11 protein-coding genes are annotated in these 12,460 nt (G+C 66.5%); 2 read left to right on the forward strand and 9 right to left on the reverse strand.

What is annotated here, in order from left to right; genetic code table 11:
• Positions 1 to 79 precede the first annotated feature (79 nt).
• Both KBW98_RS04645 and KBW98_RS04650 read left to right on the forward strand, forming a co-directional pair.
• A complete protein-coding gene (locus KBW98_RS04645) occupies positions 80 to 619 on the forward strand; it encodes a heme NO-binding domain-containing protein (RefSeq protein WP_211518967.1) in 540 nt (179 codons plus the stop codon).
• Entirely contained in the window at positions 616 to 2,649 is a 2,034-nt protein-coding gene (locus KBW98_RS04650; protein WP_211518968.1) for an EAL domain-containing protein, read from the forward strand. The genes KBW98_RS04645 and KBW98_RS04650 overlap by 4 nt, the downstream gene beginning before the upstream one ends.
• A 439-nt stretch (positions 2,650 to 3,088) precedes the next feature.
• Here the strand turns inward: KBW98_RS04650 and KBW98_RS04655 are convergent, their stop codons facing one another.
• From KBW98_RS04655 to bamA, 9 genes are all read right to left on the reverse strand, one after another.
• Positions 3,089 to 4,294, reverse strand: coding sequence for an EAL domain-containing protein (locus tag KBW98_RS04655; RefSeq protein ID WP_211518969.1), 1,206 nt, complete (start codon positions 4,292 to 4,294; stop codon positions 3,089 to 3,091).
• An 86-nt stretch (positions 4,295 to 4,380) separates the two neighbouring features.
• Complete coding sequence (locus KBW98_RS04660; RefSeq protein WP_211518970.1) at positions 4,381 to 5,166, reverse strand: RNA methyltransferase; 786 nt, start codon at positions 5,164 to 5,166, stop codon at positions 4,381 to 4,383.
• A complete protein-coding gene (gene rnhB, locus KBW98_RS04665; RefSeq protein WP_229428987.1) occupies positions 5,163 to 5,825 on the reverse strand; it encodes a ribonuclease HII in 663 nt (220 codons plus the stop codon). The genes KBW98_RS04660 and rnhB overlap by 4 nt, the downstream gene beginning before the upstream one ends.
• Positions 5,826 to 5,877: 52 nt before the next feature.
• Positions 5,878 to 7,035 (reverse strand): lipid-A-disaccharide synthase, encoded by a 1,158-nt coding sequence (gene lpxB / locus KBW98_RS04670; protein WP_211518971.1) that lies wholly within the window; start codon positions 7,033 to 7,035, stop codon positions 5,878 to 5,880.
• Entirely contained in the window at positions 7,019 to 7,807 is a 789-nt protein-coding gene (gene lpxA, locus KBW98_RS04675; protein WP_211518972.1) for an acyl-ACP--UDP-N-acetylglucosamine O-acyltransferase, read from the reverse strand. Before lpxA ends, lpxB begins: the two co-directional genes overlap by 17 nt.
• Positions 7,804 to 8,298, reverse strand: a complete 495-nt coding sequence (fabZ, locus tag KBW98_RS04680; protein WP_211518973.1) for a 3-hydroxyacyl-ACP dehydratase FabZ — start codon at positions 8,296 to 8,298, stop codon at positions 7,804 to 7,806. Before fabZ ends, lpxA begins: the two co-directional genes overlap by 4 nt.
• Complete coding sequence (gene lpxD, locus KBW98_RS04685; RefSeq protein ID WP_211518974.1) at positions 8,295 to 9,344, reverse strand: UDP-3-O-(3-hydroxymyristoyl)glucosamine N-acyltransferase; 1,050 nt, start codon at positions 9,342 to 9,344, stop codon at positions 8,295 to 8,297. The genes fabZ and lpxD overlap by 4 nt, the downstream gene beginning before the upstream one ends.
• Positions 9,345 to 9,379: 35 nt before the next feature.
• Entirely contained in the window at positions 9,380 to 9,913 is a 534-nt protein-coding gene (locus tag KBW98_RS04690; protein ID WP_211518975.1) for an OmpH family outer membrane protein, read from the reverse strand.
• A gap of 51 nt (positions 9,914 to 9,964) precedes the next feature.
• A complete protein-coding gene (gene bamA, locus KBW98_RS04695; protein WP_211518976.1) occupies positions 9,965 to 12,301 on the reverse strand; it encodes an outer membrane protein assembly factor BamA in 2,337 nt (778 codons plus the stop codon).
• Between the last annotated feature and the right edge of the window lie 159 nt (positions 12,302 to 12,460).

Raw genomic sequence — 12,460 nt, forward strand, 5'->3', positions numbered from 1 at the left:
GCGTATTTATAGTTGCTCTTCGGATAGAAAATTCCCTTACGTGTAAAATCCATGCACGTCATTGAAGCAGGGGCAAGCCATGAAGGGCATCGTTTTCAATCTCCTCGAAGAGGCGGTGTCGACCGAACTCGGCGAGGCCACCTGGGACCGTCTCCTCGACGACGCCGGGCTCGACGGGGCGTACACCTCGCTCGGCAGCTATGACGATGCCGAGATCTTCCGCCTGGTCGGCGTGGCCTCGGCCGCGCTGGACCTGCCGCCCCAGGACGTGCTGCGCTGGTTCGGCCGCAGCGCCATGCCGATTTTGGTGCGGCGCTTTCCCGCCTTCTTCGCCGGCCACGACTCGGCGCGCAGCTTTCTGCTCACCCTGAACAACCTGATCCATCCGGAAGTGCGCAAGCTGTATCCGGGCGCCGCGCCGCCGGTGTTCGACTTCGACACCAGCAGCAGCGACGAACTGGTGATCGGCTACAACTCGCAGCGCAAGCTGTGCGCGCTGGCCGAAGGCTTCATGCAGGGCGCGGCCGCCTACTTCGGCGAGCACGCCGCGATACACCAATCCCAGTGCATGCACGAACACGCCGACAAGTGCGTGTTCCACGTGCGCTTCGCCAAGTGAATCCGCTGCCGGCCAGCGGCGCCCAGGACGACGCGGTCGCCGAGATCGCGCGGCTGCAGCGGCGCCTAAAACGCGAGACCGCGGCGCGCCAGGAAGCTGAGGCCATCGCCGAACGCGGCCTGCGCGAGCTGTACCAGCGCCAGCAGGAGATCGCCCTGCTCGAGAGCATCGCGGCCGCGGCCAACGAGGCGGCCAGCGTCGAGGACGCGATGCGCCACGCGTTGGCCGCGGTGTGCCGCTATACCGGATGGCCGCTGGGCCACCTGCTGCTGGTGACGGCGCATGGCCCGGCGCTGGACTCGACGGCGATCTGGCACGACGAGAGCAGCGGACGCTTCGCCGCGCTGCGCGCCCGGACCGAGGCGACCGTCTTCACCAGCGGCGTCGGACTGCCGGGCGCCGTGCTGGCGACGGCGGCGCCGGCCTGGATCGACGTCGATGCGGCCGCTGGGGCGGAACTGCTGCCGCGCATGCAGGTGCTGGTGGAGACCGGCATGGCTTCGCTGTTCGCCTTCCCGGTGGTGATCGGGGCCGAAGTGGTCGCCGTGCTCGAGTTCTTCGGGCTGGAACGCCAGGCGCCGCAAGCCGGCATGCTGCGCCTGATGGCCCAGGTGGGCACCCAGCTGGGCCGCGTGATCGAGCGCCGCCGCGCCCAGGAACGGCTGGTGCACGACGCGCTGCACGACCCTTTGACGGCGCTGGGCAACCGCAAGCTCTTCCTCGACCGGCTCGAGCACTTCCTGCTGCGCTCGAAGCGCATGCCTGGGTACCAGTTCGCGGTGCTGTTCGTCGACCTGGACCGCTTCAAGGCGATCAACGACGGCCTGGGGCACCACGCGGGCGACCAGGTGATCGTGGCCACGGCCCAGCGCCTGACGGCCTGCCTGCGCGAGACGGACATGGTGGCGCGCGACCCGCTGACGCGCGAGAGTGCCGACGGCCGCCACGTGGTGTCGCGCCTGGGCGGCGACGAGTTCACCATCCTGATCGACCACGTCAGCGACGCCGCCACGCCGATCCGCATCGCCGAGCGCCTGCTGAAGGCCCTGGCCACGCCGCTGCAGGTCGGGCAGCACCAGGTGTATGTCACCGCCAGCATCGGCATCGCGATGAGCTCGAGCGGCTACAGCGACGTGCAGGTGATGCTGCGCGACGCCGACATCGCGATGTACCACGCCAAGCAGAACGGGCGCGCGCGCTGGATGATGTTCGACCAGACCATGCAGGAAGGCGCGCTGCGCCGCCTGACCCTGGAAGCGGAACTCCGCCTGGCGCTGCCGGCGAACCAGTTCTATCTGCAGTACCAGCCCATCGTCTCGCCGCAGGACGGCGTGATCCGCGGTTTCGAAGCCCTGCTGCGCTGGCGCCATCCGGTGCTGGGCACGATCTCGCCGGCCGAGTTCATCCCGGTGGCCGAGGAAGTGGGCCTGATCGGCCAGATCGGCGGCTGGGTGCTGGCGCAAGCCTGCCGCCAGCTGCGCGCCTGGCAGGACGCGGGTTCGCCCGCGCTGAGCATGAGCGTGAATGTGTCCGCGATCCAGCTGGCCGACGGCGAGCTGGTCGACCTGGTGAAGCACGTGCTGGCCGACAGCGGCATCGCGCACGGCAGCCTCAAGCTGGAGCTGACCGAGAGCGCGGTGATGGCCGATCCCGAGCATGCGCTGGCCGTCTTCCAGCAGCTGAAGGCCCTGGGCGTGCGCCTGAGCCTGGACGACTTCGGCACCGGCTACTCCTCGCTGAGCCACCTGCGCCGCCTGCCGATCGACACCCTCAAGATCGACCGTTCCTTCGTGAGCGCGATGGACAGCCATGCCGACAAGCGCGAGATCGCCGGCGTCGTGGTGATGCTGGCGCGCGCGCTGGGCCTGGACGTGGTGGCCGAGGGGGTCGAAACGAACGCCGAGGTCGACATCCTGTGCGAGATGGGCAGCGACTTCGTGCAAGGCTACTACTTCTTCCGCCCCCTCGACCACGAGGCCGCCACCCGCGCCCTCGCCCTCCAGCGCTCCCCCGAGCCCCTCCTCACCTGACACTGGGGTCAGAGTCGAATTGTTGGGCAATTCCCCAAAGTTGCCAAACAATTCGACCCTGACCCCGGTTGCCGCCGGGTTAGCTTTCGCATGGTCAAGCAGGGTCGGAGTCGAATTCTTTGGCAATTCTGAGAAATTGCCCAACAATTCGACTCTGACCCTATTTAATTTTCGGAGGATTTCGGGGCTCTATGCGGCCGAGCTCGGCTGATTATTGACTATCGAAATGAATCGGCGATTCCGGCGCCCATTCCAGCTCCAAGATAATCGGGGTCAGAGTCGAATTGTTTAGCAACTCTGAGGAATTTCCCAACAATTCGACTCTGACCCTAATTTTTCCGAAGGGTCATTGAACTCGGGTAAATGGGGTCGGAGTCGGATTGTTTGGCAATTCTGGGGAATTTCCCAATAATTCGACTCTGACCCTACTTGGAGGGGATTAGAAGAAGTGGCGCCAGTCTTCGAGCCAGCCGGGGAAGGAGGCGGCTTCCATGGGGTTGGCGATGTGGTAGCCCTGGGCGTAGGTGCAGCCCAGGCCTTGCAGGAAATCCCAGTCCTGGCGGGTTTCGACGCCGACCGCGACCGACATGCGGTCCAGGCTGTGGGCCAGGCCGAGGCAGGAGCGCAGGACCGTGCCGAGGGGGCGGCGTTTCGAGGCGCCGTCGACGAAACTGCGGTCGATCTTGAGTTCCGAGAAGGGGATGCGCGCTAGCAGCTGCAGGTTGGAGCGGCCGGTGCCGTAGTCGTCGATCGCCAGGCCGAAACCCATCATTCGCAGGCGTACCAGGCGCTCGATGAAATGCGGGTCGGTGTCGAGCGCCGAGGATTCGCTCATCTCGAAGGTCACGTAGTCGGGCATCAGCTTGTGGCGGCCCAGGCAGCCGGTGATCTGGCGCATGAAGGCGGGATGGCCCAGGGTCTCGGGGGCGATGTTCACCGAGATCGAGATCGGGATGCCCTGGTCGTGGAAGGCGCGGCACTGCTGCACCGACATCTCGATCATGCTCCAGTCCAGGAAGTCCACCCGCCCGCTCTCCACCAGCGCGTCGATGAAGGCGTTCGGACCCAGCACCCCGTGCTCGGGATGGCGCCAGCGTGCGAAGGCCTCCAGGCCTTTTACCTGCCCCGTCGCCAGCTCGATCTTGGGCTGGAAGAAGGGCTCGAACTGGCGTTTCTGCAGGCCGACGCCGATCTCCTGGAACGAGAAGCGCGGGCTGTCGGCGCGTGCGTCCCGCTTGGGCAGCGGGGTGTAGTTGTCGAGCAGGGGCTTGAGCTTGACGGCGGTGACCGGCTTGGAGATGGTGCCCAGCAGGTCGACGCCGTAGGCCTGGGCCAGGGTCTCGACCGAGAACAGCAGGCCGGCCGGCTGGGCGCCGGTGACCACCAGGCGCACCGGCGAGCCTGCCGCGCCCAGGTTGCGGATCAGCTCCAGGCCGTCCATCCCCGGCAGCGCCAGGTCGACGATGGCCACCTGCACCGCCCCCGGGCCCGGTTCCAGGCCGGGATCCAGGCTCTGCATGGCGATGTGCCCGTCGGGCACGTCCGTGACCTGGCTGGCGCCCAGCTGGCCGAGCAGCTCCACCAGCGCGCGGCGCTGCGCCGGGTCGGCTTCCGCCACCAGAAAATGCAAATGCGCGATGTCCATCCTTGCTCCAGTCTCTACGCTCTCGGCTCAGGTGTGAGATTACCCCGAAGGCCGCGCCGCCGTCTATGCCTGCCCGCGTTCCGGGACTAGCCCTGCCTCTGGCGCAGCGCCTCGAAGAAGCACACCGCGGCGCAGGCCGCCACGTTCAGCGATTCGACCTGGCCCGCGTGCGGGATCGCCACCCGGTGGCTGGCCAGGTCCAGCAGTTCCGCCGAGACGCCCTGCCCTTCGTGGCCCAGCACCCATGCCACCGGCTGCTTCAGGTCCATCGTGTACAGCGAGGCGCTGGCATAGCCGCTGGTCGCCAGCACCGGCACCCGGGCCGCGCGCACCAGCGGCGCCAGCTCGGCGTTCTCGAAGATATCGAGCACGAAGTGGGCGCCCATCGCCGCGCGCAGCACCTTGGGCGACCAGCAGAAGGCGGTGCCGGGGCTGCAATACACCTGCTTGACGCCGCTGGCCGCCGCGCTGCGCAGGATGGAGCCGACATTGCCCGGGTCCTGTACGCCGTCCAGCAGCACGCTCGCATCCACCAGCCCGGCCGGCTTGGCGGGACGCGGTGTGGCGATCACGAACACCAGGTGCACCCCGTGCTCGACCTGGCTGACGGCGTTGAACAGCGCTTCCGGCAAGGCCGTCACCGGCGCATGCAGGGCCTCGCAGCGGGCCACGATGGCGGCCACTTCCGGATTGGCCAGCGCGCCTTCCGCGACCACGCAGTGGTCCGGCGCGCCCCGCAGGTCGAGCCAGGTCTGGCACAGGTGGACGCCGTCCAGCAGGCTCTGGCCCGCCTTGCGGCGCGCCTGGGAGCTGGTGGCAAGCTGTTTCAGGTCCTTGTAGAAGGCGTTGTCGCGGGAAGTGATGGTCTTCATGCGGCCGCGCCCTCTGCCGCGGCGAAGAAGTCCGCCTGCAGCAGCGAACGCACCGGCGCGAAGGAACGGCGGTGCACCGGCGACGGACCGTGGGCGCGCAGCTGCTGCAGGTGCAACGGCGTCGAATAGCCCTTGTGCTGGTCGAAGCCGTACTGCGGATACAGCGCGTGCAGGCGCACCAGCTCGGCGTCGCGCGCGGTCTTGGCCAGGATCGAGGCGGCCGAGATCGCGTGCACCTTGTCGTCGCCTTCGACGATGGCGTGGGCGCGTACCTCCATCGGCGGGCAGCGGTTGCCGTCGATCAGGGCGATGGTCGGCACGGTCTGCAAGGCTTCCACCGCGCGGCGCATGGCCAGCATGGTGGCGTGCAGGATATTCAGGCTGTCGATCTCGTCGCAGGAGCACTCGGCGATGGCCCAGGCCAGCGCGTACTCCTTGATCTGGGGCGCCAGCTCGTCGCGGCGCGCCTCGGTCAGCTTCTTGGAGTCGCGCAGGCCCTCGATCGGACGGCGCGGGTCGAGGATGACAGCGGCCGCGTACACGGGGCCGGCCAGCGGACCGCGCCCGGCCTCGTCCACGCCGCAGACGATGTCCTCGGCGGTAAAGGGACGCAGCCGCGGCGGCAGGCCGGGATACAGATTGACTTTCTTCTTGCTCATCGTCGTTAACTTCGCGCTTTCTACTCAGCGCTTTTTACTCGGCGCATTCCACTCAGCGCATCCCGATCACGCGCAACACCGCTTCCGCACTCTCCTGCGCGCTGTTGCGCAGCAGGCTGTGGTGCATGTCGGTGAAGCGCCGCGCCAGCCGCTCGCAGCCCGCCGGATCGTCGAGCTGGCGCCAGACGGCGTCGGCCAGGGCTTCCGGGGTGGCCGCGTGCTGCAGGTATTCCGGCACCACGAACTCGCGCGCCAGGATATTCGGCAGGCCGATCCAGGGCTGGTAGCCCATGTGGCGCATGATTTCCCACGAGGCGCGCATGACCTTGTAGGCGATCACCATCGGCTTCTTGAACAGCGCCACTTCCAGGGTCGCGGTACCCGATGCTACCAGCACCGCATCCCCGGCCGCAATCGCGGCGTGCGAGTCGCCGTCCACCAGTTGCACCGGCACATCGCTCAGGCCGGCCTTGTTCACGATGTCGAGGAAATAAGCGCGCTGGCGCTCTCCCGCCATCGGGGCCACGAACACGAGCTGGGGGTCGCGCGCATGCAGCAGCCGGGCGGCGCGCGCGAAGGGCTCGGCCAGGTACTTCAGCTCGGCCATGCGGCTGCCGGGCATGATGGTGACCACGCGCGCATCCTCGGCAATGCCGAGTTGGCGGCGCGCCGCCGCCACGTCCGGATTCATCGGGATCATCTCGGCCAGCGGGTGGCCGATATAGGTGGCCGGCACGCCGGCCTGGCGGTAGATCGCTTCCTCGAAGGGAAAGATCAGCAGCATGTGCGAGACCGCGCGCTGGATCTTCTTGATCCGTCCGCCGCGCCAGGCCCAGATCTGCGGGCTGATGAAGTGGATGGTCGGGATGCCGCCCGCGCGCAGCTGCTCTTCCAGCCCCAGGTTGAAGCCGGGGTAGTCGGCGCCGATGAAGGCGGCGGGCGGATCGCGAAGGAGGCGGTCGCGCAGGGTGTTCTGGATGCGTTTCAGTTCGCGGTAGCGCGGGATGACTTCGAACAGGCCGCGCACCGTCAGGGTTTCCATCGGCACGTCGGACACCATCCCCTGCTCGATCATGCGCGGGCCGCCGATGCCCTGGAAGCGGGCGTTCGGCAGCTGCGGACGCAGGCCGGCCAGCAGGCGCGCCGCCAGCATGTCGCCGGAGGCTTCGCCGGCGACCAGGGCCAGCGAACAGTTAGCGGACGATGCCACGGGTGGCGGCGCCGAGGAATTCGCGCATGGCGCGGATGTCGTTCGCTGCGCCGGTGGCGGCCGATTCCTCGGCGAGCAGCGCGGCCTTGGCTTCTTCCAGGGTCAGGTTGGAGCGGTAGATCAGCTTGTAGGCGCTGCGAATGCCGTCGATCTGCTCGCGCGAGAAGCCGCGGCGTTTCAGGCCCTCGATGTTGACGCCGCGCGCGCCCGCCGGATTGCCCGAGACCAGCACGAAGGGCGGCACGTCCTGGGTCAGGCTGGTGTACATGCCCACGAAAGCGTGCGCGCCGATCTTGCAGAACTGGTGCACGCCGGCATAGCCCGACAGGATGGCGTGGTCGCCCACGTGCACGTGGCCGGCCAGCTGGGCGTTGTTCGAGAAGATCGTGTGGCTGCCGACCTGGCAGTCGTGCGCCAGGTGCACGTAGGCCGAGATCCAGTTGTCGTCGCCCAGGCGGGTCACGCCTTCGTCCTGGGTGGTGCCCAGGTTCATGGTGACGAATTCGCGGATGGTGTTGCCGTCGCCGATTTCCAGGCGGGTCGGCTCGCCCTTCCACTTCTTGTCCTGCGGCGCGCCGCCGATGGAGCAGAACTGGAAGAACTTGTTGTCCTTGCCGACCGTCGTGTGGCCCTCGATGACCACGTGCGGGCCCACGACCGTCCCGGCGCCGATGCGCACGTTGGGGCCGATGATCGAATATGGGCCGACCTCGACCGAGCTGTCCAGCTCGGCCTTCGGATCGACGATCGCGCTTGGATGGATCTTGGTCATTGCGCGGCCGCTCCACGCGCACTCATTTGCTCCTCGGCGGCGCCGCGGATGGTGCACATCAGTTCCCCCTCGACCGCGACCTTGCCGTCGACGCTGGCGACCGCCTTGTACTTCCAGATGCCGCGCGAGGTGCGCAGGATCTCGACGTCCATCTTGAGCTGGTCGCCCGGCTCCACGGGACGCTTGAAGCGCACGCCGTCGATGCCGACGAAGTAGACCGTCGAGTTCTCGTCCGGCTTGACGCCCATGGTCATGAAGGACAGGATCGCGGCGGTCTGGGCCAGCGCCTCGACCATCAGCACGCCCGGCATCACCGGCTTGTGCGGGAAGTGGCCATTGAAGAATTCCTCGTTGGCGGTCACGTTCTTGATGGCGGTGATGGTCTTGCCCAGTTCGTAGTCCACGACGCGGTCGACCAGCAGCAGCGGGTAGCGGTGCGGCAGGTATTCCTTGATCTGGGTGATGTCGAGAATTTTGGATTCGGTGGTCATTGTTGTTCTGTCAGTGTTTTGATTGTTTTTTCAAGCGAACGGATCTTCTCGCGCATCGAGGCCAGGTTGCGCACGATGGCCGCGCTGCGTTCCCATTCGGCGTTCTTGGCCAGAGGGTAGAAGCCGGTGTACTGGCCCGGCTCTAACACCGAGCGCGACACCATGCTGCCCGAGGAGATATGGACGTTGTCCACGATTTCCAGGTGGCCCAGCACCATGGCGGCGCCGCCGAAGGTGCAGTGCTTGCCGATCCTGGCGCTGCCGGCCACGCCGACGCAGCCCGCCATGGCGGTATGCGCGCCGACGTGGCAGTTGTGGCCGATCTGGATCTGGTTGTCGAGCTTGACGCCGTCCTCGATGATCGTGTCGGCCAGGGCGCCGCGGTCGATGCAGGTATTGGCGCCGATATCGACGTCGTCCCCGATCAGCACCGTCCCGGTCTGCGGGATCTTGATGTAGACGCCGCCCTCGTTGGCGAAGCCGAAGCCGTCGGTGCCGATCACGGCGCCCGAATGCACGATCCCGCGCTTGCCGATGCGGCAGCGCGCGTGGAAGGTGACGTTGGCGAAGAAATGCGTGCCCTCGCCGACCGCGGCCTCGCGCCCGATGTAGCAGCCGGCGTCGATCACGGCGTGCGCGCCGATCACGGCGCCCTCCTCGATCGTCACGTTGGCGCCGACGTGGGCGGTCGGGTCGACCACCGCGCCGGCGGCCACCACGGCGCTCGGATGCACGCCCGGCGCCGCCGGCGCTTCGCTCAGCGAGACGAAGTACTGCGCGGCGCGGGCGAAGTAGGCGTAGGGGTTGGTGGTGACGATGCGCGCGCCCTCGTAGGTGGCGGCCACGGTCGGATCGTCCAGCGGCGACAGGATCAGGGCCGCCGCCTGGCTTTGCGCGGCCAGCGCGCGCAGCTTGCTGTTGCTGAGGAAGCTGATGTGCGAAGCGCCGGCGCTGTCCAGGGGGGCGATCGCCTGAACCTCGAGGTTCGGATCTCCCGCCAGTTGCCCGCCGAAGCGCTCGACCAAATCGCCCAGTCGAATGCCCATCTCGGTCTTTCCTTTAAATCGGTGTTACGTGTCTTTTACTTCGAGGCGTCGAGCAGCTTCAGGATCTTGTCCGTGATGTCGATGCGCGGATTGACCCAGGCCGCCTCGGCCAGCACGGCGTCCAGCTTCTCTTCCGCCGCCACCTGCTCGAGCAGCTTGTAGGCCTTCTGCGCGATCGCCGCGCGCTCCTCGTTCTTGCGCTGCATGAGGTCTTCCTGGAACAGGTTGTGCATCCGCTTCCAGTCGGCTTCCAGGTTGATCAGGTCGCGCGTACGGCGGCCGCGTTCGCCCTCGTTCAGGCTGTTGGCCTCGTTCTCGAACTTCTTGCGCGCCGCGTTGAAGCGCTCGGCCGCTTCCTCGACCGCCTTCTGGCGGCTCGAGAATTCCGAGGCCAGCTTGGCGTCGGCCGCCTTGGCCATCTTCGATTCCGTCATCAGGCGTTCGGTGAACACGAAGCCGATGCGGCCCGAGGGCGCCTGACCCTGCGCCTGGGCCTGCGCCAGCGGCGCGGCGCAGAGCGCGGCGATCACGAGGCCGCGTGGCAGCGAGGCAATCAGATTTTTCAGCATAAGTCTCTCGCAATCCTCTTTTCGGTACAGCCTTGCCAGGTCGCCTCCCGGTCAGAAACCGGTACCCATCTGGAACTGGAAGCGCTCCAGGCGGTCGCCCGGCAGGGCGTTCAAGGGCTTAGCATAACTCAACTTGAGCGGACCCACCGGGGAAATCCAGGACAGGCCGATACCAGCCGAGTAACGGAATTCCGATGGACGGATCTTCGCGTCTTCCTGGAACACCTGGCCGCCGTCGAGGAAGGTGAACCAGCGCAGGCTGCGGTCGGTGCCGCTGCCCGGGAACGGGAACTGCAGTTCCGCATTGCCGATCAGGCGCTTGGAGCCGCCGATCGCATCATAGTAGGTCGGGTCGACCACGCCCAGCGACGAGCTCTCGTAGCCGCGTACCGAACCGATGCCGCCCGCGTAGAAGTTCTTGAAGACCGGGTAGTTGTTGCCGCCGATGCCCTTGCCGTAGTCGAACTCGCCGCGCAGGGCCAGGGTCATCCACCGGGTGAGCGGACGGTACCACTGGTGCTCGTAGACCATGCGGTAGTACTTGGCGTCGCCCAAAGCGTCGATCTCGAGGTTGGCGCGCTGGAAACGGCCGCGGGTCGGGGTCACCGCGCTGTCGCGGGTGTCGCGGCCCCAGGCGACCGTGAGCGGGATCGCATTGGTGACGGCCTTGCCGACGCCGCCCACCGGGCCGCCGTTCTGCTCCACGAAGGTGCGGTACAGCACCGGCGAGCTTTCGTCGGTCTCGATCTGGGTGCGCTCCAGGCCGGCGCCGAAGTAGACGGTGTCGGATTCGGAGAACGGCACGCCGAAGGTCATGTTGCCGCCGGTCTGGCGCACGGTGTAGGAACCGATGTTCAGCGCCGGCGGACGCGAGGTGCGCAGGTAGAGCTGGAAGGCGCGCGAGATGCCGTCGTCGGTGAAGTACGGGTTGGTCTGCGAGAACGCGATCGTGCGGTTGTACTTGCTGGTGTTCAGTTCCAGGCCGATGGTGTTGCCCGAGCCGGCGAAGTTGGCTTGCGAGACCGAGGCCGTGAAGGTGAACTTCTCGGCTTGGGAGAACGCGCCGCCGATCATGAAGTTGCCGGTCGGTTTTTCCTCGACCACGATGTTGACGTCCACCTGGTCCGAGGTACCCGGCGACTCCGGCGTCTCGACCTTCACTTCCTTGAAGTAGCCGAGACGGTCGACGCGGTCGCGCGAGAGCTTGACGCGGTTGGCGTCGTACCACGAGCTTTCGAACTGGCGGAATTCGCGGCGGATCACTTCGTCGCGGGTCACGGTGTTGCCCGAGATGTTCATGTGGCGCACGTACGCGCGCTTGCCCGGGTCGACGAAGAAGGTGAAGGCGACTTCGCGCTTGTCGCGGTCGATCTCCGGGTTGGCCGTCACGTTGGCGAATGCGTAGCCGAAGGTGCCGAGGCGGTCGGCGATCAGCTTGTTGGTGGCTTCCTGCAGGTCGCCCGAATAGGTCTTGCCCGGCTGGAGCAGGATCAGCTTTTCCAGCTCGGCTTCGCGGCCGAACATCTCGCCTTCCAGCTTCACGCTCTTGACGGTGTACTTCTCGCCTTCCGTGATGTTGATGGTGAGGTAGATGTCCTTCTTGTCCGGGGTGATCGAGACCTGGGTCGATTCGACCGTGGCCTCGAGGTAGCCGTGGTTCAGGTACCAGGACTTGATGGTTTCCAGGTCGCCGGTCAGCTTCTGCTTGGAGTACTGGTCGGCCTTGGAATACCAGGTGAACCAGCCCGAGGTCGAGAGCTGCAGCTGTTCGCGCAGCTGCTTGTCCGAGAAGGACTTGTTACCGACGATGTTGATGCCCTTGATCTTGGCGACGTCGCCCTCGTCGACGTTGAACATGATCGTCACGCGGTTGCGTTCGATCGGGGTGACGGTGGTGGTGATCTTGACGCCGTACAGGCCGTGCGACAGGTACTGGCGCTTGAGCTCCTGCTCGGCGCGGTCGACCGAGGCCTTGTCGAAGATCTTGGTTTCGCCGACGCCGATTTCCTTCAGCGCCTTGACCAGCATGTCCTTTTCGAATTCCTTGGTGCCGGTGAAATCGACGGTGGAGATGGCGGGACGTTCCTCGACCAGCACCACCAGCACGCCGTTTTCCTCTTCCAGGCGGATATCCTTGAAGAAGCCGGTCGCGTACAGGGCCTTGATCGCAGCGGTCGCCTTGCCATCGTCGAAGGTCTCGCCCACGCGCACCGGCAGGTAGCTGAACACGGTGCCCGCTTCCGTGCGCTGGATGCCTTCGACCCGGATGTCCTTGACGACGAACGGGTTGACGGCCAGCGCTTGTCCGGCGCACATGGCCAGCACGGCTGCGCCGATCAGGCTGCGACGGATGAACGGCAGGGCAAAACGATCTGGTTGTGATTTCATTGGCTGGATCAAAGGGTCAGTCATTAATACATATTCCTTGGCGCAGTGACCGTAGGGTGGACGGCTACGCCGTCCACGCGGTGATGGCTGGCCGCGAGATCGTGGAGCACGACGGCGCAGCCAATACCTATCACCGCGTGGGCGGGAAACCCGCCCACC

The sequence above is a fragment of the Massilia sp. ST3 genome (genome assembly GCF_018119405.1).
Classification (GTDB): domain Bacteria; phylum Pseudomonadota; class Gammaproteobacteria; order Burkholderiales; family Burkholderiaceae_D; genus Telluria.